This window comes from Streptomyces sp. H39-S7, assembly GCF_027158205.1.
Lineage (GTDB): Bacteria > Actinomycetota > Actinomycetes > Streptomycetales > Streptomycetaceae > Actinacidiphila.
The window spans coordinates 42,282-64,268 of sequence record NZ_JAPVLU010000034.1; the positions used below are offsets into that span (position 1 = coordinate 42,282).

Below are 21,987 nucleotides of genomic sequence, written 5' to 3' on the forward strand. Positions count from 1 at the left end.
TCGATCTGATCGCGCGTTAAAAGCTGCACTGAGAAAGGCGCCTGACGGCCTCCCATGTCCGAAAACGGAGTGCGCAGTCACGCGCTCCTTTTGAGGAGCGTAGGGGCGTCAGTTGTGCCTGAATAGAAAGTTTCTCAGAGTTTCTAGCAATACACTTGGAGGAGTAACGCCCGCGAAATTAGGCGCCATCTTCCGCTGAGTCGGGGGCGAGATCTTCCATGACCCGATTGATGATCGCGCGTGCCGACCGGCCATAGCTGGCGACGGCGGCGAGCTGTTCGAAGGCGCTGCCGTACAGCTCGATTTCCTGCGGCTGGCGGAGGTCGAGTTCGGCCGACAAGGTCTCAATGAGTACCCGGTCGTTGTCGTAGAGCCAGAAGCCGTGCCATGGCGAAGTAGCGTACTGCGTTTCAAAGCCGACGATTCCGAGGCGTACGTTGGGCAGTTGAGAGAGGGAGATCAGCCGGTCAAGTTGGCCGAGCATGACATCTGGTGCACAGAGGCGGAACCGAAGCGCCGCTTCTGTGAGTACGAAGTGGAACCGCTTGTCTGGCCGATACAGAGTATCTTGCCGCTGCACTCGTCCGGCTACGGCCTCGTTGATGTCATTGGGCAACTTGAAACGGCGGATACCTTCGGCGAAGCGGGCGCGGGCGTACTCCGGCGTTTGAAGCAGACCAGGAATCACCGTCGCCTCGAAGGCACGGAAGAGCCGCGTCTTCTGATCCCACGAGACCAGCTCTTGCTGATGGGGTCTCAAGCCGGTTCGCAGGATGCGTTGCCACTCAGCGTGCTGCACTTCAAGCGTGTGCAGCGACGCGAGCAGGGCTTCCGTCTCATCCAAACTGTCTGTTGCTGCCGTCCAACCACGGAGGTCGTCGTCAGTGGGTGTCTGACGGCCGTTTTCTAGCTTGGACACTTTGGAAGGAGGCCACGACAAAGATTCCGCGAGCTGCCTGCCGCTTTGTCCAGACGAAAGGCGAAGCTCACGAAGTCGTTTGCCCAGGATGCTCCTGGCCTCGTGGACGTTAGACGAGCCCGAGGTGTTGTTCGGTGGCAAAGTCATCCCGCCTGTTAGCGCGATGCCACGCGGCATCTCGCCAGTAGTTGTGCTTCACGATCTCGACGGCATCATCGATGATTTCCCCGCCGAGGAAGGCATCGGAATCATCGAAGTGCATCCGTACCAGCTTGCGCGAGTCGAACAGCCAGAAATCGTGATCGGGTAGGTTCTCGGCTTCGGCCTGGTCACGCGTGAGGTAGCGGATATCTTCCCCTGCCCCATTGGTGAACTGAGCACACCACACGCCGAAGCGGCTGTAGTCGGTGAGCGGCAAGCCGACCACCCGCACGCGGGCGAAGCGGCGCCCCTTCGACGTCGCTTCCCGGATCATGGTCAACCAGTCCTGCATCCACGGCAGTTTGTCCTTCGCCTGCGCGAGGAACTTCCGCACCGACTCGTTCTCGTAGTCGGCGTCGTAGCGGTCGCGTACCTCAAGGCGAAAGGCCGTGTGCTCGAACGACTTGAAGAGCTGGCCGAACTCGTCACCGCCCAGAAGTCTCAGCGCCCTTCCTCCTTGTTCAAGTAGCGGAGGGCGTACATCTTGAGGACGTCTTCCGGGATCTCGATGAGAGCTTCGTGGTCAGGTACATCGCCGGCGTCGGCCAGCACCTGGGGGTCTGTCACCTTCCACCCTTGTGCAATGTAGGTGACACGGTCGGTGCGATCGGTAGCGAAGAGAGTGGGCGAGTTGCCCACTCGAGACTCAGGATCCTTGCCGAGGAACTGGGCACGCATAGCGCCTCCATGCTCGAACCATCGAGAAATGTTCTCGTAGCACGGTGGTTGCTGAAGGCGACCCGTGTCAAGACGGTGGCGAGGCGTGCACCTGCTGTCAGAGACACTGCGGCGCATGGATTGGCTGGTCGGCGGCCCATCGTGAGACGTCCGTTATTGCCTCTGGCCAACCTTGACGGCACGGCGGGTCGCCTGGGCGACGTCGAGCTCGCCGACACCTATACGCCGGGACGGTCCGTAGATCACGGCAAAGGCGTCGAAGAACCCGAGGATGCATTGCCACGCAGTCGACTGGGCGACGACTTTCGAGGTCGACGGCACCGACGCCGCGGTGGAGCGGGCCACCGCGGCCGGCGGCACGGCGGGGGTCCCCGAGGACATGGTCTACGGAAGGATCGCGACCATCACCGACCCGTTCGGCACGGAGTTCTCCGTCATCACCAGGGCGTGATGACCGCGCCCTCACGGCGGGTTCGACGCCAGGGCACCGGCGCCGGCACTTCCCCTCCCGGTGCCGGGGCCGGTGTCCTCGTCCGGCCGCTGAGGTCAGGTCAGCGGCCGGTCCTGACGAAGCGTTCGAGCCGCCCGGCCTCGCGGCCCTCGAACGTCCGGTCAGGAGTGATGGGGGTGACGGTGACGTTCCCCTGCTGCAGCAGCCGGTAGTCGGCGTCGCGCTTGGTCTCGGGGCGGCACTTGGGGTTGCCCGCGGCGCAGAGGGCACCGCCCACCGTGAACGTGTCGCTGTTCGGGTCGGCCTGGGCGTAGCCGGGCTGGATCAGCTTCTGGGTGCCCACCGACGACCAGACCGTGCCGCGCGGCTGCCGACCCTCGGCGAGGTGGGGGTAGTTGACGTTGACGACGTAGTCGGTGGTCAGCAGCCGCCGGTCACGCAGGGACGCGATGAAGGCGGCACCGAACGCGGCCGTCTGGCGGTAGGTGCGGTCGGCGACCTCGAACGAGGCGGTGACCGTCGGATCGTAGGAGCTGTTGAGGGCCACCGCCGGTGTGCCCTCCTCGATCGCGGCGAGAGCGGCGCCGACGGTGCCGGAGTCGTTCACGACCGAGGCGACGTTGGGCCCGTAGTTGCTGCCCGTGACCACGAGGTCGGGGCCCTTCGTCCAGCCCGCCTTCGCGGCGAGACCGCCGTTCAGGGCGAGTCGGACGGTGTCGACCGGGGTGGCGCTCACGCTCCCGGCGTCGCAGGCGACCGCGCCCTTGCACACGCCGTAGACGGCGCCGCCGGTGGGCGCGTCCGCGCAGTCCCGGCCGTACTCCGCGGGCAGGACCGTACGGCGTCGCACGGTGAGCGTTCCGCTGCCGGCGGCGCTCGTGCCGGCGCCGCTCTGGTTGGCCCAGGGCGCCATGACGACGACATCGGCTCCGGCGGAGCACAGCGCGCGGCGGACCTCGTAGAGGCCCTTGCCGTCGGAGGCGTTGGGGCGGGCCATCTGCATGGAGTCGTCGTTGCTCAGCAGGATCCGCATCCCGGCGAGCGGCCTGTCCTCGTGGTGGTTCCCGGTTGCGGCGCCGGCGCCGGCGCTCAGTGGCAGGACCAGGGTTCCGGCGGCGAGCAGCGCCGTGACGGTGGCGCGGTGGTGACGAGGTCTCATCGCACACCCCGCACGCGCAGCACGAGGACGGCTCCCGCGAGGGAGACCACGGCGGCCACCGGGAACAGCGCGTCGTATCCGGCGGCGCTGACGATCCAGCCGGCGACGGTCGGGGCGAGGATCTGGGGGCCCGCGTTGGCGATGTTGATCAGGCCCATGTCCTTGCCCGCGTCCGCCGTGGCCGGCAGGACCTTGGTGATGAGTGCCATGTCGACGGCCATGTAGACGCCGAAGGCGACCCCGCCCGCGACGTTGTAGGCGACCATGCCGCCCTCGGTCGGCGAGATCATCGGCAGGGTCAGCGCCAGTGCCGCTCCGATGCCGGACGCCAGCACGAAGGGCTTCATCCTGCCGACGCGGTCGACGATCGGCCCGATCAGCACCACGGCGGCGATCGTGCAGACCGCGTTGACGATCATCAGGAACCCGACTGTCGGAAGCAGGTCCTGCGGCGGGATCTTGATGTAGTCGGCCAGCAGGTACATGTTGTAGGTCAGGACGACGAAATAGCCGAGCATGACCCCCAGTCGGGACAGGAAGGCCCAGATGAAGTCGGGGTGTTCCTTGGGGTTGACCCAGAAGTTGGACAGGAACGCCCGCAGGTCGAACTTCTGCCGGGGCAGGTCACGGGCGGAGGCGTCGGGCGACCCGACGGTGAAGAGCAGTGCGGCGACGACGACACAGGCCGCGATCAGGTAGTAGCCCTGCTCCCCCGCGAACCGGCCGCCGAAGCCGCCGATGACGCCGTCGAGACCGAACTTTCCACCCGGCACACCGCCGATGACCAGGGCCGCGACGATGGTGCCGAGCGGCACGCCGAGCCCGACGAGGGCCGAGAACGTGCCGTACTTGGACTGCGGGACCCGGTCCGGCATACAGGCGGTGAGCGCCGCCTGGTAGCCGTTCATGATGAACTGCACGACGCCCCAGCTCAGGCCGAGCATGGCGATCGAGTTCGCGTGCGCCTGGCCGATCAGCGCCAGCGCGCCCAGTCCCGCGCAGAGCAGGATCCATGGGGCGCGGCGGCCGAAGCGCGAGCGGGTGCGGTCCGAGAGCTGGCCGAATATCGGGTTGCCGACGGTCGCCAGGATGGCGCCGGTGGTGCTCGCCGTGGACAGCGCCCCCGTGTCGTTCGTGCCGGTGATCTGCGCGACCTGGATCGGCAGCAGGAAGCTGCCCACCCCCAGCCACAGCAGGTAGAGGGCGATGTTCGCGAGCGGGAGCGTGACGTACAGGGGGCCCAGGCGGTAGCGGTTGACGGGGAGCATGACCTCGTCAGGGCCTCCGGCTGCGAGGACCGGAGACCTTTCTTCAGGAAGCAGTGTGCTCATCGGTGGACCCTTCGACGGAAGAGACAGCGGAACGGGGGCAGAGCGAGGAGAACGCGCGCCAGTAGTCGAACCGACCGGCTCCGGAGGCCGCGGCGGGGCGTTGTCGGTGAGCGTAGATGACACGTGTCAGCAATGTAAGAGGTCGGTTCACGAAGCAATTGATCCGTGATGCACGACGGTGTGTTCAAGAGGTGAACACACGATGCCGACAGCGCTTCCGCGGCCGGGCTGCCCCGGCTCCCGTTCGGGCCGCGACTACCCGGCCTGGTCCGTCTCAGGATCCGCGTCCGCGGGCGGCTCGGCGGCCAGCCGCCGCAGGGTGCGGCCGCAGTGACGGGCGTAGAGACGCTGGAAGAGAGGGACGAGCGGCCCGGCCAGCCGGGTGTACCAGAGGGACGGGCGACTGAAGGCGGTGACGGTGAAGCGCACGGAGTCGTCGTCGAGGAGCTCCACGACGAACGACTCCTCGCCGCACTCCGGATGGCCGGCCAGGGTGCCGTACGCGAAGCCGATCCGTCGGGGCTCGTAGACGGTCCACATCACGCGGCAGGGGGCGGTGATCCGCAACGGCCCGACGCCGATCGCGCACTCCACCCGGACCCCGGGCTCGGCACGTAGCGCTCCGGCCCGGATCCGGAGACCGGCCGCACGGTGCATCCGCCAGGTGGTGACGGCGGCCCCGGCCGCCTCGAAGACATCCCGGCCCCGTCCGATCCGGGCCTGGTGACGCAGGTGGCGGTAGCCCTCGGGCAGCTCGTCGCGCCGGGTGGCGCAGACCTCGGGATAGCTCGGGACCGGATCGCGGTCGGGGCGGGGGCCGGCGGCGGGCTTGCGTCCGGGGTCCGACGTCATGAGGGGGTACCTGCCGTCAGGATGCGCGGCGCGGCTTCGCCGCAGGCCGGTTCCGGCCGGTGGACGGGGACCGGGTGGCCGCCCGGTTGCTCGCCCCGCGGTTCGTCCCGCTGCCCGTCCGGCTGTTCGTCCCGTTGTCCGTCCCGCTGTTCGTCCAGCCGTACGTCCCGCTGTTCGTCCGGCCGTTCCTCGGCTTGCCGCAGCCGGCGCCAGGCGAGCACCGAGCAGAGCGCGAACCCGAGGGCGTTGCCGAGACCGTGCGTTGCCGCCATCCACGCCAGCGTGGGATGCGGGACACCGGTGGCCTCGCCGAGCGCCCAGCTCAGGGCGAGCAGCATCGTCGCCACCAGGACGGCCGCCGACGTGCCGAGCAGAGCTCGGGTGAGGCGGTCGGGGGCGCCGGGGCGGAGGTCGCGCCAGGTGAGCAGGCCGACCAGCCACATACCCGCGGTGAGGACGACCGCTCCGGCGAGTTCGGCCCAGTCGTCGATGAAGTAGCCGGCCAGGACGAGCAGCGTCCCGACCGGCACGCTCAGCGCGGCGAGCCGTCCCGTGGTCCGGCCGGGAGTGGCGCGGCAGACGAGTCCGGCCATCAGCGCGGCAGCGAAGCCGGCGAAGTGGAAGTGCGGCACGGTGAGTTCCAGGATCCTCAGGTCGAACCCGAGGAGCCGATGGCCGGAACGCTCCGCGACCAGCGCCACGCCGGCCACCGCCGGGGTCACGAGCGCGGTCAGCACGCCGATCTCACGCGGCGCGAGCGACCGTGTGCGAGCCAGCCGCAGCGGAGCGGACGCGGCGAGGACCACGGTGGCGAGGGCGTAGACGGCGGCGAACGCGGCTGCCGGGCCACCGCGCGGCAGCCACAGCGCCACGCTCCCGGGTACGGCGCCGACCAGCCAGAACGTTCGGATCGTGCGGATATCCGGCCCGTCGATCAGTGTGAGTCCGCACGGGACCACGACGAGCATGCCCAGCATGACGATCAGGTTCACCAGAGTCGTCACGACGCCCCATCCCCATGTTGAACGCGTTCAATTTATCGGCACAGAGTGACTGTACGCCGATAACTGAACACGTTCAACGTGGCGTGAGGCCGTCCCGCAGCGAGGTATGGGCGAGCCAGGCGACCAGGGCGCCGACGAGGTACCAGAACAGATCGGGCGCGTTGAAGGTGGAACCGAGGATCAGGCGCGCGAGCGTGCTGCGTGCGGACAGCTCGCCGGGTACCGGGCTGAGCTGCGAGAACTCGACGGCCCAACTCGTGGCGAGGGCGACCCCGGCGGCTACCAGGGGCTTTACCCGGGGCGCGGCGAGGACGACCAGGGTGTGGAGCAGCACGGTGTACAGCGCGTCGCCGGCGTACTTCTCGACCGCTCCGGGCACCCCCGTCGCGCCCGCCCTGACGCCCAGCGCCACGGCGACCGTCAGCGCGGCGGCCCCGGCCGCGAGCAGCCGGGTGCGCAGGGGTTCGCCGGATCTCCAGGTGTCGTTCATGCCGCAGACCTTATGCGGCGGCGGAACGGCGCCGGCCGGCGCCGCCTCAGGGGCGGCGCCGGACCGGGCCGGGCCGGCCGGACGGGCGGACCGGCTACAGCGACGCGGTCGCGGCGAAGACCCCGTCGTGGTGCACCAGGCCCGGGCCGGTGGCCGGCCCGCCGCCGGTCTCGACCTCACCGACGACCTGCAGGTGGTCGCCGATGCGCTGGCGCAGCGTCACCCGGGCGGTCAGCCAGGCCGGGACGCCGTCGAGAATCGGGAGCCTGTCCGGGGACCGCGTCCAGGGAACACCCGCGAACCGGTCCGTACCGCTGCGCGCGAACTGCTGCGCCAGAGCCGCGTTCCCGGGGCCGAGGACATGCACCGCGAAGTGCTCGGCCTCCTGGACGGCACGGGCGGTGGAGGCAGTGAGCCCCAGGTAGAAGGTGACCAGCGCCGGATCCAGCGAGACCGAGGTGAACGAGGTCGCGGTGAATCCGGCGGGCCCCGGGACGGTGATCACCGTGACTCCTGCGGCGTGCCTCCGCAGCGTACGGCGCAGCAGTGCGGAGGCGTCCGTCGCGCCGGCGGTGTCGACGGGCGGGGCGGCGCGTTCACTGGTGACGGTCATTGCGGAATCCTTCCGAGGACATGGTGCGGGTCGGTCTCGACGGTGAGCACGGGGCTCAACTCCACTCCCCCGCGCAGCCGTTCGAGCCATTGGACGACGGTCGCGGCCACGGTGCGGTGCGAGGCGTCGTTCAGTACGTCGTGCAGTCCCCCGTGGACGATCCCGACGACGGCCCGCGGGAATCCCTCGGCCCGCCCCCTGGCCTCGTCGGCGGGGGTGACCGGGTCGGCGTCGCCGTGCAGGACGAGCACCGGCAGGCCGCGGGCCGTCAGCGCTGTGGGTTCGAGCAGCGCCGCGGGGACCGGAGCGGACAGCGAGCCCCGGATGAACTCCGGGTCCGAGCACAGTCGTTGGCGGTGCGCCGGACAGGCCGTCCGGGCGCCGAGTTCGTCCTGCCAGCCGGGGCCGTCGCCCGGCCGGTAGCCGGCGGAGTCCGCGCTGGACACGATGCCGGACACGGCGGCCTCCGCGATCCGGCCGGGGGCGGCGGGCTCGGCGGAGGCGACGCCCGCGAGGACGATCCCGTCGACCGACAGCCGCGGATCGCCTGCCGCCCGCAGTGCCAGCAGCGCCCCGGTGTCGGCGCCGACCAGGACCAGCGGGGTGACGGGATCCGGCCCGGCCGCGTCCAGCAGTGCCCCGCCGATGCTGTCCGGTGCGTCCTCCAGACCCGGGCCCGTCGTGTGGACGGCGTACCCGTCGGCCGCGAGGCGGCGGCCGAAACGCTCGTAGACGCCGCCGTGTTCACCGCGTCCGGGCAGCACCAGGAGGGTGCCGCGGGTGGTGACGCCCCCCGGTGGGTGCCAGCTGTGGGTGAGTGAGGTCGCGGTGTTGGTGAGGACGTCGGTCATCGCGCGCTGCCCGCGAGCGCGGCCGGCCCGGCTTCGGTCGCGGGGGTCCCGGCGGCTTCACGGCGGGCCAGCTCCTGGCGGACCAGCGGGATGAGGTGGCGTCCGTAGTCGATGGCGTCGTCGAGCGGGTCGTAGCCGCGGATGAGGATGGTCGTGACGCCGATGTCGATGTAGTCGAGCAGGGCCTGCGCCACGGTCTCGGGGGTGCCGACCAGCGCGGTGGAGTTGCCGCCCGCGCCGGTGGCCTTGGCCGGGGCCGTCCACAGCGCCCGGTCGTGGCGGTCGGACTTGGCGGCGGCCGCCAGCAGCCGCTGGGAGCCGACGTTCTGCGGTCCCTCGTTGCCGGTGAAGCGCCGGAGCTTGCCCACGAACGAGCCGCCGTTGCCGCCCTTGATGGTGTCGAGGATCCGGTGCGCGCGGTCCCAGGCGAGCTCCTCGGTCGGGCCGAGGATCGGACGGAACGAGACGCTGATGCCGGGGACGTCGGTGCGCCCCGCCGCGACGGCCGCCGCGCGCACGGACGCGATCTGCTCGGCGGTCTCGGCCAGCGGCTCGCCCCACAGCGCGAACGTGTCGGCGTGCCGGCCGCCGACCCGGTACGCCGCCTCGGAGGAGCCGCCGAAGAACAGCGGTATGCCGGACGCGCGGGCCGGAAGGACGTCGCTGCGGTAGTCCTCGAACCGGTAGTGCTCGCCCTCGTGGCTGAAGGCCTCACCGGAGGTCCAGGCGCGGCGCAGGATCCCGAGGTATTCGTCGGTGCGCGCGTAGCGGTCCTCCTTGCCGAGGTAGTCGCCGTCCCGGCGCTGCTCGGTGTCGTGGCCGCCGGTGATGGTGTGGACGGCGACCCGCCCGCCGGAGAAGTGGTCCAGCGTCGCGAAACTGCGGGCTGCGAGGGTCGGCGCGATGAAGCCCGGGCGGTGCGCGATGAGCAGGCCGAGGCGGTCGGTGCGGGCGGCGACGTGCGCGGCGACCTGGGTGCCGTCGGGGCTGCCGGAGCTGTAGCCGATGAGGATGCGGTCGAACCCGGCGTCCTCGTGGGCGCGGGCGAAGCGGACCGTGTAGTCCGGGTCGATGGCCGGGCCGTGCGGGGGCCGGGTCTCGGAGACGTCCTGGGTGCCGATCATGCCGATGAACTCGACGGACATGGTGATCAGTTGCCTTTCGGTGCGGAAGGTGAGTCGGGGGAAGTGGCGGAAGGTGTGGGATCCGGGTGGTGGCGGGCGAGTGCGGTGCGGCCGGCGGCCAGGAGGACGGAGTCGTCCTGAGGGGTGTGCACCCGGCCGCAGAGCACGTCGCGGAGGTGGCGTTGCAGGGGGTTGTCGAGGGTCAGGCCGTGGTTGCCGATCAGGGCGACGGCCTGTTCCACCGCGCCGATCGCGGCCCGGACACCGAGGAGTTTGGCGATCCCCGCCCGGCCGGTCGCCTCGGTGTCGCCCGCGTCGACGCGGGCGGCGAGCGCGTCGACCAGCGTGTCGGCGCCGACGAGCGAGGCCTCGATCTCGCCGACCGCGCTCTGGAAGCGCGGCAGGGTCGCCAGCGGTGCGCCGAGCGCGGTGGGGACCCGTTCGTGGAGGAAGCCGGTCAGCCAGTCGCGGGCGGCGCCCGCGATGCCGAGGTAGAGGGCGGCGAGTCCGAGCGCGCCCCAGGCACCGGCCACCGGATCGGGGGCAGCGGACCCGGGTTCCGACAGCACGACGACGTCGTCGAGCGGGACGCGGACGGAGTCGAGGACGACGTCGTCACTGCGGCTGGCGCGCAGCCCGAGGTGGTTCCAGGTGCGGTCGACGGTCAGGCCGGGGCTTCCCGCGCGGACCAGGAAGGAGCCGACGCGGACCGGGTCCTCGTCCGTGCGCGCCCAGACCAGCATCCGGCTGAGTCCCACCGCCCCGGTGGAGTAGATCTTGTGCCCGGTGAGCAGCCAGTCGGCGCCGTCCCGCCGGGCGGTGGTGGCGGGCAGCCCGCCGCGCACCGGGCTGCCCAGTTCCGGCTCCACCCGCAGGGCGTTGAGCAGGGCGGGTCCGGCGGCGGCCTCGGCCAGCAACTCCCGGTACCGGTCCGCCGGCCAGTTCGCGGAGCGCGCCTCGGCGGCATGGGTGAACAGCGTCATCGCGGTCACCAGGGCGACGGCGGGATCGCCGGCGCCCAGCGCGCGCAGGATCCGCACGGTGTCGGCCAGGCCCGCGCCGGGGCCGCCGTGCCGGGTGGCCACAGTGGCGGTCAGCAGGCCCGCGCCGTGGGCGAGCGCGAAGCCCTCGGTGGGGAAGGAGGCGTCCCGGTCGTGCTCCGCGGCCCGCAGGGCGAGTCGGGCGCGGATGGCGGGCAGCCGGTCGAGGTCCAGGGGCGGCAGGGCGGTCGGTGCTGCGGTGGTGGGCACGGCGTCTCCGGCCGGTCGGGGCGGGTGGAGGTGCGGGGCTGAGCGGGGAGGTGACTCAGCCGAGGTCGCGGCGCCAGGTCGTGGCGTGGTGGCAGGCGACGGAGCGCGCGCCGGGACCGTCGGACAGCACGGTGGCGGGCCGTTCCCGGCACCCCGGTCCGGCGAAGCGGCAGCGCGGCGCGAACGCGCAGCCCACCCCGTCCGGCCACGGCTCCCCGTCCCCCGTGGCACGCAACTGCGCGGGCAGCAGCCGGTGTTCGCGTCGCACGCTGGGGGCCGACGCGGTCAGCAGTGCCGTGTACGGGTGGCGCGGGTGCTCCAGGACCTCGCTGATCGGCCCCTGTTCGACGAGTTGGCCCCGGTACAGGACCGCGACCCGGTCGGCGATCCCGGCGAGTGAGCTGAGGTCGTGCGAGATGACGATGATCGCGAGGTCGAGTTCCCGGCGCAGCCGGTCGAGCAGGTGCAGGACGAGGTTGCGGTTGGAGGCGTCCAGTGCGCTGACGGGCTCGTCGGTGATCAGCAGCCGCGGACGGGTGACGATGGCGCGGGCGACGCAGACCCGCTGCCGCTGGCCGCCGGAGAGCTGTCCCGGGGTGCGCGCTCCCAGCGCGGCGGGGTCGAGTCCGACGCGGGTGAGGGCTTCGGCCACGCGCGCGGCACGCCGGTCGCGCGGGACGCCGGCCACGGCGAGCGGTTCGCCGACGATACGGTCGACGGTCAGCTCGGGATCGAGCGAGCGCAATGAGTCCTGGAAGGTGAACTGGACCTGCCCGGTGCGGCGGAAGGCCCGCAGGGCGTGCCCGCGCAGCGCGGTCAGATCCTGGCCGTCGAAACCGATCCGTCCGGCTTCTGGGCGCACCAGGCCGACGGTGGCGCGGGCCAGTGTGGTCTTGCCGGAGCCGGTCTCACCGATGATGCCGAGGATCTCGCCGGAGCGGGCACCGAGGTCGACGGTGTCCAGGACCCGGGTGTGGGCGCCGCGTCGGCCGTACGACACGCTCAGTCCGCGGATGTCGAGCAGCGGCGCGGCGGCGGGAAGGGCGTGACACGTGCGGTCCGTTGCGGTGGTCATACGGTGGCTCCTTCCTTGTGCGTCGTGACGGTCGCGTTCGGACCGGATCCGGCCTCCGCCACGCGCAGGCAGCGGGACCGGTGGCTGTTGCCCGCGCTGTGCAGGGGCACCGGCGCCGCCGTGCAGGCGGCGGTGGCGTAGTCGCAGCGGTCGGCGAACCGGCAGCCGGGCAGTTCCGCACCGGCCTCGGGCGGCCGACCGGCGATGACGTCGAGTTCACGGCGTCCCCAGGCGCCGAGCGAGGCGACCCGCAGCAGCGCTTCGGTGTACCGGTGTGAGGGCGCGGCGAGGACCTCCGCGGTGGGTCCGTCCTCGACGATCTCGCCCGCGTACATCACCAGGACGCGGTCGCAGACCTCGGCGACGACGGCCAGGTCATGGGTGACCAGGAGCAGGGCGAGTCCGTGCTCGGTGCGCAGCCGCTGCAGGAGTTCCAGGATCTCCGCCTGCACCACGACGTCGAGCGCGGTCGTGGCCTCGTCCGCGATGAGCAGTTCGGGGTCGCAGGAGATCGCGATGGCGATGAGGACGCGCTGCAGCATGCCGCCGGAGAGCTCGTGCGGGTACTGGTGGTAGACGTCCTCGGGTCGGTGCAGCCCGACGTCGGTGAAGAGCGCGACGGCACGTGCGTGCGCGGCGGTACGGGACAGCCGCAGGGTGACCCGCAGTTGCTCGGCGAGCTGGCGGCCGACGGTGAGCGTCGGATTGAGGTACGAGGCCGGGTCCTGGAAGACCGCCCCGAGGCGGCTGCCGCGCACGCCGCCCCACTGGCGGCGGGTCAGCGCGGTGAGTTCGGCGCCTTCGGCGCCTTCCGCACCGTCAGCCGTGGTGCCGGACAGGACGGCCGATCCTGCGGCGACCTCGCAGCCGGGCGGCAGGACGCCCAGCACCGAGCGGCAGGTGAGGCTCTTGCCGCTGCCGGACTCCCCCACCAGCCCGACGGATTCGCCGCGCGCCACCGAGAAGGAGACGTCGCGCACGGCCCGCGCGCGTCCGCCGGCGACCGTGACGGTGAGCCCTTCGACGGACAGGGCGGTCGCGCCCCGCGATACGGCATGCGCAGTGACGTTCTCAGGCGACGGGGACTGCGGCATCGGCCTGCTCCTTCCGGCTGGTGCGGGGCTCCTGGACGGAAGCGCGGGCAACGGACGCCGACTCGTCGCGGTCGGCCGGGGCGCTCGCCAGCACGTCCCGCGGCAGCTCGGTCGAGGCGCCGCTGTCGCGGATCGCGTCCGCGAGGATGTTGAGCGCGCCGACGGTGATCATGATCACCGCGGCGGGGATCAGCGGGGCCCAGGGCTGCTGGGCGAGGAATCCCAGGTCGGCGGCGAGCATGCCGCCCCAGGTCGGGGCGGGCGGCTGGACCCCGAGGCCGAGGAACGTGAGGGACGCGACGACGAGGAGCGCCTGACCGATGGCATGGGCGGTGGTGACGGCGACCGTCGGCAGGATCTTGCCCCAGATGTGCACGCGCAGGATCCACCACCGCGACGCGCCCACGAGTTCGGCGGCCTCGACGTACTGGGCCTGCTTCAGGCCGAGTGCGGCGGCCCGGGTGACCCGGAAGAACAGGGGCGCGAACAGCACGCCCAGCGCCAGCATCGCCTGGTGCATCCCGTTGCCGAGCGCGCCGACGACCGCGATCGCGAAGACCGTGAACGGCAGGGTCATCAGGGCGTCGACCGCCCGCAGCGCCGACCACTCGACCCCGCGGCCGAGCCACACCGACGCCAGGCCGGGCAGGACGCCCAGTGCCATCGCGGCGCCGACCGCCTCCAGCGCCCCCGCGACCGACAGTGCGGTGCCGGACAGCAGCCGGCTCAGCACGTCGCGTCCGAGGTAGTCGGTGCCGAGCCAGTGCGCGGCGCCGGGACCGTGCAGCATGTTCGCGGTGTCCTGGGCCAGCGGGTCGTCGGGGCTCAGTGCCCCGCCCGCGACGGCCAGGACGGCGACGGCGGCCAGGACCAGCAGGGCCGCACGGGCCGCTCGCACCCGCCACACCCGGCGCAGGGACCTCATGACCCGCTCCCTTCGACGGCCGGTGCGGCGCGCCGGGCCGCCGGGTTGAGGGCGGCCAGTGCCGCGTTCACGGCGACGTTGGCGATCAGCACCACGGTGACGGTGACGAGCAGGGTGCCCTGGATGACGGGGATGTCGTGCTGCTGGGCGGATTGCAGGGAGAGTTGTGCGATCCCCGGCAGGTTGAAGATCCGCTCGGTGACCACCGCGCCGCCGAGGATCACCGGCACGCTCATTCCCAGGACGGTGAGCGCCGGGCCGGCCGCGTTGCGCAGGACGTGCCCGAACAGCACCCGCCGTCCGGAGAATCCGCGCATCACCGCGCCGGTCACGTAGTTCTCCTGCAGTGCGCCGACGAGTGAGGTCCGCAACTGGCGGGCGATGGAGGCGGCGGCGTCGACGCTCAGCGCGAACGCGGGCAGGATCGCGTAGCGCAGCCACCCGGCCGGATCTGCCGAGAAGGCGACATAGCCACCGCTGGGCAGCGCGCCCAGTTGGACCGAGAAGACGACGATCAGGGCGATCGCCACCACGAACGCGGGCAGGGTGCCCAGGACCGAGCAGACCAGGGTGACCCAGCGGTCGATCCGGCCGCCGGCGTGGAGCGCGGCGGTGATTCCGGCGGCGCCGCCGAGCAGCACCGCGATCAGCAGGGCGAGCCCGGCGATCGACAGGTCCACCGGCAGCGCCTGTCCGATGCTGTCGGACACCGGGAGGGTGGTGAACCAGGAGCGTCCCAGGTCGCCGGTGAGGGCGTGGCCCAGCCAGCTCAGGTACTGGACGATCAGCGGGCGGTCCAGCCCGAACTGGTGCTGCATGCGGCTGATGTCGGCGGGGGTGGCGGTCTCCCCCAGGACGGCGGCCGCCGGGTTGGCCTCGGACAGCGCGCCCAGCCCGAAGGTGAGGAACGAGGAGAGCAGGAAGACGGTGCCGCTGACGGCCAGCAGCCGGCCGAGCGGCCGTGGGGCGGCGGCGGCCCGGCGCGCGAGCCGTGGCAGCGATGCCCGGAAGGCAGGCGCGGAGGCGCTCATGACGCGGTGACCCCCTCGAAGCGCTGCACGACGGTGAACGCGGGGATCTCGGAGACTTTCGGGCTGCGGGCCAGGATGCGCGGAACGGTGTAGAGGAACACGTTGGGCATCGACCGGACGGCGATCGACGTGGCCTCCTGCAGCAGCTTCGGGTAGTCCGGGGACTCCAGCGGGGTGCGCCGCACGACGTCGAGGGCCGCGGTGAGTTGCGGGTCGACGGTGCGGCCGGGGTTCATCAGCCCCTGCTCGCCGAAGAGCACCTGGAAGGCCTGGACGGCGGAGTCACGTCCGGCGAACTGGTCGGTGAACAGTGCCCGGGAGTGCTGGATGTAGATGATCTGAGTGGCCTGGGCCGCCGGGATGACCTCGATCTTCGCGGTGACGCCGACCTTCTTCAGCTGCGCCTGGATGAGTTCGGGCACCCCTTGCGCGGCCGAGGTGGTGAGGGTGAGTTCGAGGCCGTCGGCGTGCCCCGCCTTGGCAAGGAGTTCCCTGGCCTTCTGCGGGTTGTACGGGTACAGGTCGTCCAGGGCGTCGTTGTGGCCGACGTATCCCTTGGGGAAGGGCTGGTAGCTGACCTCCCCGTGGCCGAACGCGGCCGCCTTGAGGAGTTCCTGCCGGTCGATGGCGTACTTCAGCGCGAGGGCGACGTCCGGGTCGGTGAAGGGCGCCTTCTTGATGTTGACGTCGAGGGTCGCCACCACCAGCGACGGAATGACCTGCACCTGCAGTCCGGCGGCCTTGGCCGCCTCGACCTGGCTGCCGGGGATCTGCGCGACGTTGTACTGCCCGGACTGCAGGGCCGCCACGACGGTGGAGGCTTCGGGAAGCGGATAGACCTCGAAGTTCTCGGTCTTGATCCGGGCGGCGTCCCAGTACGCCGGGTTGCGGCGCAGCACGGCACGGGAGTTCTGCACGTACGAGGTCAGGGTGAACGGTCCGGCGCCGGCCGGCTTGGTGGCGAGCGCGGTGGCGTCGGCCCCAGCTTCGAAGGCCTTGGGGTTGACGACCATGCCGGTCTTGCCCGCGAACAGGGCGGGGAGTTGGAAGTCGGGCTTCGCCAAGGCGATGGTGACGGTTCCCGCGTCTGGTGCGGTGACCGTCTTGACGTTGCTGAGTTGGGCGGCGATGAGCGACTTGGGGTGGTCCCGGCCGCGTTCGATGCTCTTCTTGACGGCGGTGGCGTCGAGCGGGGTGCCGTCGCTGAACGTCGCCCCCTTGCGCAGCGTGAAGGTGACCGAGGTGCCGTCCGTGGCGTACTTCCACGACTCGGCGAGCGCGGGAACGGGGTCGCCCTTCTCGTTCTCCTTGGTGAGGCCCGCGTAGACGAGCGACAGGACGTGCACGTCCCAGCCCGCCGAGGACGTCACCGGGTCCCACGAAGTGGGCAGCGCCCAGCCCCACTTGAGGGTTCCTCCGGTACCGCCGGCGGTGGCCGGGGCGGCGTCCGAGCCGCAGGCGGCCAGGGTGAGGGCGGCGCCCGCGCCGAGCGCGAGGCCGAGGAAGGAACGTCTGCCGAGGCCCGCGGGAAGCGCGGCGGGCCGGTCGGCGTCAGCGGTGGTGGAGGGGGTGCGGAAGGTCTGCATGGGCGTGCGCCACCTTTCTCGGCCGTGCGTGGTCATGCCGGGCGGCGGCATGGGTGCAGGGCCGTACGGCGCCTCGTCGGGAACCGAGGGCGCGGAGGGATTCGGAGATGAGTCAGGTGCGGGACGTGACGAGGTGCGGGACGCGCGGTGTCGGCGGAGGACGCGCGGGAGCACGTGCGGCGGTACGGCGACGCGGGAGTGGGCCTGCGAAAGGCGGCAGCGGCGGCGCCGTCGACAGGGGGAACGGGACGCCACGGAACTCGCACGGACGGCCGTCCGGCGGCCGGTGGGCGACCGGACCGCGTCAGCGGGTCAGGTGCCTGTCGGGTGTCGCCGGGGCTGGTGGCCGGGTGGAGAGGGCGGGGTCAGCGACAGAGTGCGCTGGAGGTACGCCGGTAGTCCACGTATCGGCACACCACACCGGGGTGCGTCGGGTTCATGCGCACATACTGGCGGCGGGGCCGACGCGCTGTCAATGGACACCTATCGGTGTCTCATGGGCCGAGATCTCGCCAACCGCCCACGTCACGCGACGTGCGACAGCGCCGGGTGCGTACGCGCCTCGTCCGGGTGCAGCCACAGCGGCCCGTTGCCCGTCTCGATCCGCACGGCGTCCCCGGGCGCCTCCTGACCACCGGTGAGCAGGCGCAACTCCACGCCGGTCAGGGTGCGGTAGCGCTCCAGCGCCTCGTCTGCGGGCAGCAGGTCCGAGGAGGGCGACACCCCGGGCGCGGCCCGCAGAACCGCCTCCGCGTACTCCTCGTACGGCCGCCACCCGGGCACGTGGACGGTGCCGCCGGGACCGGTCAGCCGCAGGGTCGGAAGGGCGTAGCGGTGCCGGCCGTTGACGAACTTCGCCCGGCCGCCGTGCGGCCCCGGGCCGTCGGCCTCCAGCACGCAGCGCGCCGGGGTCCGGGTCTCGCGCCAGTCCCGGCGCACCGCCCGCTCGGTGGCCGGATCCCGCAGGTCGCGCACCAGTTGCTCCCGGTCGAGCCCGGGGACGCCGGAGACGGTGTCCCGCACACCGCGCTCACTGTCGGCGGGTGTCCCGACCACGAAGGTGGACTCGCGCAGACGTCGCAGCACCCGCTCCGCGACCAGCGCGCCCTGCGCCTCGGCGGCCTTCGCCGCGAGCGACGCCGGCCAACTGCTGACGGCGACGCGCTCCAGCCGGTGCGCGAAGGGCGCGGCGGTGTGCTCGGCGATCCCCGCGACGAACTCCTGGTACCAGAGCGCCTCCGCCGCGGGGTCGGGGGCCGGGTCGTCGTCCTCGTCGAAGAGGATTCCGCAGACCCTGCGCCAGGAGACATCCCCGGCCTGCTCAGCGCCGCGCAGCGCGTGCCGCAGCTTGCGGAAGGTGGGCTCGGAGCCCCACGCCCAGGGGCAGGCCGGATCGGTGAACTCCACGATCTCCAGGGTCGTTCCGGTCCCCCGCGTCACGCCCGTGCCACCGCACCCGCCCGCGGCGTGAACAGGTCCACCGGGCCCGGCCCCGCCGCCACTCCCCCGTCCGCCAGCTCGGCGACGGTGATCCGCCCGAGCAGTTCCTCCGCCGCCGCCTGCACGGCGCGCCACACCGAGGGCAGCTGCCGGGCCGCGCCCGGATAGTCCAGTTCGTCCAGGCGTTCGCCGCGCAGGGTCATGAAGTCGCCGTCGACCGCGACCATCACTTCGGCGAGGGTGATCAGCCCCGCGTCGCGGCCGAGCCAGTAACCGCCCTCGCAGCCGCGCTGGCTGCGGACGAGTCCGGCCCGGCGGAGATCGCCGAAGACGGACTTGAGGAAGCGGAACGGAATCTCCTGCGAGGAGGCGATGCCCTCACAGGTCAGCGGCCTTCCGCCGTCGGCGGCGAGTTCCACGAGCGCCCGCACCGCGTAGTCCGTCTTGGCCGAGATGTGCATGGCTACCGTCTTCCTCGTGAGGGTGCGTCCCTGAGATCAAAGGGGCCCTGGCGAACGGCGGACAGCCGGGCCGACACTAATGGACACATCTTGACATCCATTCAACCCGCTCTCTACGGTCTGGGCCAGGGCCGCAGTGGCCCCGTGCCGCCGGCTCCACTGTTCGCCCACCGCTGCCGCCTCGTGGAATGTCGGCAACACCGGTCGCGGCGCCCGCATTCCTGGACGGCGGCGCGACCGCGCGGCACCGTCCGCATCCGAGCCGTCGAGCCCCCGGGCAGGAACCGCCATGACCTCGCACACGCACCACGCTCCGCAGCCGGACCCGTCCGCACGCGACGGCTTCCACCCCGATCTGCCCGACCCCGCTCCCGGTGCGGAAACCGCCGGCTCGCTGCCGCTGCACGCCCGGCTGCACCACATCCGCGCGGACTCCCTCGACGGCGACACCGCGCAGACCGGCGGCATGCGCCGCTTCGCCGCCATCAGCGGGCGCACGGTCGGCTCGGAACGCATCTGGATGGGGCAGACGCATGTCGCGCCGGCCACCGCGTCCTCCGACCACCACCACGGTGCCTCGGAGACCGCGATCCATGTCGTCAGCGGTCACCCGGAGTTCGTCTTCCTGGACGAGTCGAACGGCGTCAGGGAAGAGGTCAGGCTGCGCACCTCGCCCGGCGACTACATCTTCGTGCCGCCCTTCGTCCCGCACCGCGAGGAGAACCCGAGTGAGGACGAGGAGGCCGTCGTCGTGATCGCGCGCAGTACCCAGGAGGCGGTCGTCGTCAATCTCCCGGGACTGTACGTCCTGGGTGACGCCGGTACCGACGCGGCGGAGTAGACGGAATCAGACCGGGAGCATCTGCTGCGGAAGGAACCTCGCCTCGGTGAGGTACCTGCGGGCACCGAGGATCGCCGAGGACATCGGATCGGCCGCCCGGTGGACGGGCATGTCGGTCAGTTCGGCGAGCAGTTCGCGCAGCCCGCCCATGAGCGAACCGCCGCCGGTCAGCACCAGACCCCGCCGCGTGATGTCGTCGGCGACGCTGGCCGGGCTCCCCTCGAGCACCGCTTCGACCGTCTCGGCGATGACCCTGACATACGGCGCCACGACGTCGGCGAGCTCGGCCAGGGTCACCGGCACCGTGCGGGGCCGGCCGGTGGCGGCGTCGCGGCCGGTCACCGACAGCGCGGCCGGTCCCGGGGCGCCGGGCGTACCACTCAGCCCGGTCTTGACGTCCTGCCCCCACCGGACCCCGAGTGCCAGCCCGTACCGGCTCTCCAAGTACGCGGTGATCACCTCGTCGAAGGTGTCACCGGCGGCCGCCGTGGACGCGGACGCGACCATGCTGCCGAACGCGAACCCGGCCACGTCGGTGGTGCCCGCCCCGACGTCGACGATCATGCACCCGTCGCCGTCCCGCACCGGCAGGCCCGCGCCGATCGCGGCGGCCAGCGGCTTGGGCAGCATCCGCACCTGGCGGGCGCCGGCGGCGTGCAACGCGTCCTGCAGGGCCCGGCGCTCCACCGAGGTGGCCAGGACCGGGACGGTGACCATCACCCGGGGCGGCGCGAACGCCGTCCACTGCCGCCGCCGTCCCAGGGCGTGCCACAGCAGCCGCGAGGCCGGTTCGAACTCGGTGATCGCGCCGTGCCGCAGCGGGGCGGTGGCCACGATGTCGGGCGGAGTGCGGCCGAGCATCCGCCGGGCGTCCTCGCCGATCGCCAGCACCTTGTTGGTCCCGGTGCGCACGGCCACCACCGAGGCGCCCTCACTCACCGGGCCGGTCCTGCCGTGCACCCGGGTGTTCGCCGTTCCCAGGTCCACCACCAGGTCGAGGGCGCCGGACGCCCCGCCCGGGTCGGGCGAGTCGGTCCGCTGCCGGCCGGTGAAGGTGTTCAGCAGCTGAGGGAGCGTCATGGTGACTCCTGGGAGGGGTGCCTGGGCCGGGGACGGCCTGTCGTCAAGAAGGCATGCCCGTCCCCGGGCACGCGGCGGTGCCCGCCGCGTGTTGTCCCTCGAAAGAGTGAAGTCCATCGTTCCGGGCGGCCGATGGCCGCGTTGAGGCGCCGGCCACCGGCCGGTGTCAGATGTTGACGCCGTGTGCCCGCAGGTAGGCGAGCGGGTTGATGTCCGAGCCGTACCCGGGCCCGGTGCGGATCTCGAAGTGCAGGTGCGGTCCGGTGGCGTTGCCGGTGGATCCGGAACGGCCGATCTGCTGGCCCCGGTTGACGGGCTGCCCGGACCGTACGGACAGTTGCGACAGGTGCCCGTACTGGCTGTACCTGCCATCGGGGTGGCGGATGACGACCTGGTAGCCGTAGGCGCCGCCCCATCCGGCGGAGACGACCGTCCCGTTGCCGACGGACTTCACCGAGGTGCCCGTGGAGACCGGAAAGTCGACACCGGTGTGGTAGCCGCTCGACCAGCTGGCGCCGGAGGCGTGGTACGCGGTGCTGGGGCTGACGCCGCTGACCGGCGCCATGAAGGACGATCCGGACGCTGCCGGCTTGTGCACGACCTGCTGGGCCGGCTTCTGGGCCGGCTTCTGGGCCGGCTTCTGTACTGGCTTCTGGGCCGGTTTCTGCACGGCGGCCTTGTGGACCGCCGCCGGTTTGGCGGGCGCCGCCTTCTCGCGCGGCTGCGGCTTCGCGGCGGGCGGCTGCGTCCTGGCGGCGGGCGCGGTACCGGTGAGGCTGAGGTGCTGGCCGGGGAAGATCAGGTCCGGGTCACCGCCGACGGTCTGCCGGTTGGCCGCGTAGAGCTGGGGCCATCCGCCCCTGGTGTGGTGGTCCGACGCGATACCGGACAGCGTGTCGCCGCTGACGACGACGTACGCGTCGGCGGTGGTCCTGCCCGGCGTCGCGGGCGAGGAGGGCTTGGCGGCCGGTGCGGCCTGGGCGGGCGCGGCCTTCGCGGCGACCTTCACCGGTGCCCGCTGTGCTTGGGGTTGCTGTGCGGGGACGGCCTTCTTCGCGTGGGCCGGAGCCTGCTTCGGGGCCGCGCTGTCGCGGCTGAGCCCCGCTTTGGGCCCGCACACCGGCCAGGCCTGCGGACCTTGGCCGCGCAGTACCTTCTCCGCGATGGCGATCTGCTGGGACTTCGTCGCGAGGTCGGCGCGGGAGGCGTACACCGTGCCGCCGTAGGCCTTCCAGGTGCTCGCGGCGAACTGCAGTCCGCCGTAGTACCCGTTACCGGTGTTGATGCCCCAGTCCTGGGTACTCTCGCACTGAGCGACCTTGTCCCAGGTGCTGAGCGACGCCGCCGAGGCCCCGCTGACGCTGATCAGGGGAAGCGCGAGACCCGCTCCGCCCGCGGTGACGGTCAATGAGGCCTGCGAGACCCGGCTGGGCCGGTAGCGGCGGTGGCGACCACGTAATGGCATAGACCTCGTCCTCTTCCACGACCGGGGGCCGGACTGGCGCCCCACAGGTTAGACGCAAGGTTTTGG

Annotated in this window: 22 protein-coding genes and 1 pseudogene; 2 read left to right on the forward strand and 21 right to left on the reverse strand. The window is 71.9% G+C overall.

Annotated elements, in window-relative coordinates; genetic code table 11:
• Positions 1–178: 178 nt before the first annotated feature.
• Genes O3X23_RS28620 through O3X23_RS28630 form a run of 3 tightly spaced genes read right to left on the reverse strand, consistent with a single transcriptional unit; the run spans position 179 to position 1,798 of the window.
• Positions 179–1,096 carry a helix-turn-helix domain-containing protein gene (locus O3X23_RS28620; RefSeq protein ID WP_331283959.1) on the reverse strand — a complete coding sequence of 306 codons (918 nt, stop codon included), beginning with the start codon at positions 1,094–1,096 and terminating at the stop codon, positions 179–181.
• The gene (locus O3X23_RS28625) at positions 1,029–1,565 is read right to left on the reverse strand and encodes a DUF6879 family protein (RefSeq protein ID WP_331283961.1); all 537 of its coding nucleotides are present in this window, start codon (positions 1,563–1,565) and stop codon (positions 1,029–1,031) included. The genes O3X23_RS28620 and O3X23_RS28625 overlap by 68 nt, the downstream gene beginning before the upstream one ends.
• Positions 1,562–1,798 (reverse strand): hypothetical protein, encoded by a 237-nt coding sequence (locus O3X23_RS28630; RefSeq protein ID WP_269274479.1) that lies wholly within the window; start codon positions 1,796–1,798, stop codon positions 1,562–1,564. The genes O3X23_RS28625 and O3X23_RS28630 overlap by 4 nt, the downstream gene beginning before the upstream one ends.
• A 271-nt stretch (positions 1,799–2,069) precedes the next feature.
• On the opposite strand from O3X23_RS28630, the gene O3X23_RS28635 reads away from it, so the two are divergent.
• Positions 2,070–2,249, forward strand: coding sequence for a VOC family protein (locus O3X23_RS28635; protein WP_269274480.1), 180 nt, complete (start codon positions 2,070–2,072; stop codon positions 2,247–2,249).
• Positions 2,250–2,349: 100 nt separating this feature from the next.
• On the opposite strand, the gene surE is transcribed toward O3X23_RS28635, so the two are convergent.
• The 16 genes and pseudogenes from surE to O3X23_RS28715 all read right to left on the reverse strand — a co-directional run bounded on the left by surE (position 2,350) and on the right by O3X23_RS28715 (position 18,535).
• Positions 2,350–3,408, reverse strand: a complete 1,059-nt coding sequence (gene surE / locus O3X23_RS28640; RefSeq protein ID WP_269274481.1) for a 5'/3'-nucleotidase SurE — start codon at positions 3,406–3,408, stop codon at positions 2,350–2,352.
• Entirely contained in the window at positions 3,405–4,739 is a 1,335-nt protein-coding gene (locus tag O3X23_RS28645) for an MFS transporter (protein ID WP_269274482.1), read from the reverse strand. The genes surE and O3X23_RS28645 overlap by 4 nt, the downstream gene beginning before the upstream one ends.
• A 255-nt stretch (positions 4,740–4,994) precedes the next feature.
• Positions 4,995–5,591 (reverse strand): DUF1990 family protein, encoded by a 597-nt coding sequence (locus tag O3X23_RS28650; protein WP_269274483.1) that lies wholly within the window; start codon positions 5,589–5,591, stop codon positions 4,995–4,997.
• A 185-nt stretch (positions 5,592–5,776) separates the two neighbouring features.
• A pseudogene (locus tag O3X23_RS28655) lies at positions 5,777–6,595 on the reverse strand (YndJ family protein); the annotation flags it as partial.
• Between the two features lie 73 nt (positions 6,596–6,668).
• Positions 6,669–7,085 (reverse strand): ribosomal maturation YjgA family protein, encoded by a 417-nt coding sequence (locus O3X23_RS28660; RefSeq protein WP_269274484.1) that lies wholly within the window; start codon positions 7,083–7,085, stop codon positions 6,669–6,671.
• Between the two features lie 94 nt (positions 7,086–7,179).
• Entirely contained in the window at positions 7,180–7,698 is a 519-nt protein-coding gene (locus tag O3X23_RS28665) for a flavin reductase family protein (RefSeq protein ID WP_269274485.1), read from the reverse strand.
• Positions 7,695–8,549, reverse strand: a complete 855-nt coding sequence (locus O3X23_RS28670; RefSeq protein WP_269274487.1) for an alpha/beta hydrolase — start codon at positions 8,547–8,549, stop codon at positions 7,695–7,697. Before O3X23_RS28670 ends, O3X23_RS28665 begins: the two co-directional genes overlap by 4 nt.
• Positions 8,546–9,694 carry an LLM class flavin-dependent oxidoreductase gene (locus O3X23_RS28675; protein WP_269274490.1) on the reverse strand — a complete coding sequence of 383 codons (1,149 nt, stop codon included), beginning with the start codon at positions 9,692–9,694 and terminating at the stop codon, positions 8,546–8,548. Before O3X23_RS28675 ends, O3X23_RS28670 begins: the two co-directional genes overlap by 4 nt.
• Before the next feature lie 5 nt (positions 9,695–9,699).
• Entirely contained in the window at positions 9,700–10,923 is a 1,224-nt protein-coding gene (locus O3X23_RS28680; RefSeq protein ID WP_269274492.1) for an acyl-CoA dehydrogenase family protein, read from the reverse strand.
• Between the two features lie 55 nt (positions 10,924–10,978).
• The gene (locus O3X23_RS28685; protein WP_269274494.1) at positions 10,979–11,998 is read right to left on the reverse strand and encodes an ABC transporter ATP-binding protein; all 1,020 of its coding nucleotides are present in this window, start codon (positions 11,996–11,998) and stop codon (positions 10,979–10,981) included.
• On the reverse strand, positions 11,995–13,092 hold the full coding sequence (locus tag O3X23_RS28690) for an ABC transporter ATP-binding protein (protein ID WP_269274496.1): 1,098 nt from the start codon (positions 13,090–13,092) through the stop codon (positions 11,995–11,997). The genes O3X23_RS28685 and O3X23_RS28690 overlap by 4 nt, the downstream gene beginning before the upstream one ends.
• Complete coding sequence (locus O3X23_RS28695) at positions 13,070–14,017, reverse strand: ABC transporter permease (RefSeq protein WP_269274498.1); 948 nt, start codon at positions 14,015–14,017, stop codon at positions 13,070–13,072. Before O3X23_RS28695 ends, O3X23_RS28690 begins: the two co-directional genes overlap by 23 nt.
• Positions 14,014–15,048, reverse strand: a complete 1,035-nt coding sequence (locus O3X23_RS28700; RefSeq protein WP_269274500.1) for an ABC transporter permease — start codon at positions 15,046–15,048, stop codon at positions 14,014–14,016. The genes O3X23_RS28695 and O3X23_RS28700 overlap by 4 nt, the downstream gene beginning before the upstream one ends.
• On the reverse strand, positions 15,045–16,634 hold the full coding sequence (locus O3X23_RS28705; RefSeq protein ID WP_269274503.1) for an ABC transporter substrate-binding protein: 1,590 nt from the start codon (positions 16,632–16,634) through the stop codon (positions 15,045–15,047). Before O3X23_RS28705 ends, O3X23_RS28700 begins: the two co-directional genes overlap by 4 nt.
• A 525-nt stretch (positions 16,635–17,159) precedes the next feature.
• Complete coding sequence (locus tag O3X23_RS28710) at positions 17,160–18,074, reverse strand: DsbA family protein (RefSeq protein ID WP_269274505.1); 915 nt, start codon at positions 18,072–18,074, stop codon at positions 17,160–17,162.
• A complete protein-coding gene (locus O3X23_RS28715; RefSeq protein WP_269274507.1) occupies positions 18,071–18,535 on the reverse strand; it encodes an RrF2 family transcriptional regulator in 465 nt (154 codons plus the stop codon). Before O3X23_RS28715 ends, O3X23_RS28710 begins: the two co-directional genes overlap by 4 nt.
• Positions 18,536–18,824: 289 nt before the next feature.
• Here O3X23_RS28715 and O3X23_RS28720 point away from each other — a divergent pair, with 289 nt between their 5' ends.
• Positions 18,825–19,376 carry a cupin domain-containing protein gene (locus O3X23_RS28720; protein ID WP_269274509.1) on the forward strand — a complete coding sequence of 184 codons (552 nt, stop codon included), beginning with the start codon at positions 18,825–18,827 and terminating at the stop codon, positions 19,374–19,376.
• A gap of 6 nt (positions 19,377–19,382) precedes the next feature.
• Here O3X23_RS28720 and O3X23_RS28725 read toward each other — a convergent pair whose 3' ends face one another.
• Positions 19,383–20,456 carry a rod shape-determining protein gene (locus O3X23_RS28725; RefSeq protein WP_269274511.1) on the reverse strand — a complete coding sequence of 358 codons (1,074 nt, stop codon included), beginning with the start codon at positions 20,454–20,456 and terminating at the stop codon, positions 19,383–19,385.
• Between the two features lie 166 nt (positions 20,457–20,622).
• The gene (locus O3X23_RS28730; RefSeq protein WP_269274513.1) at positions 20,623–21,921 is read right to left on the reverse strand and encodes a transglycosylase family protein; all 1,299 of its coding nucleotides are present in this window, start codon (positions 21,919–21,921) and stop codon (positions 20,623–20,625) included.
• Positions 21,922–21,987: the final 66 nt, after the last annotated feature.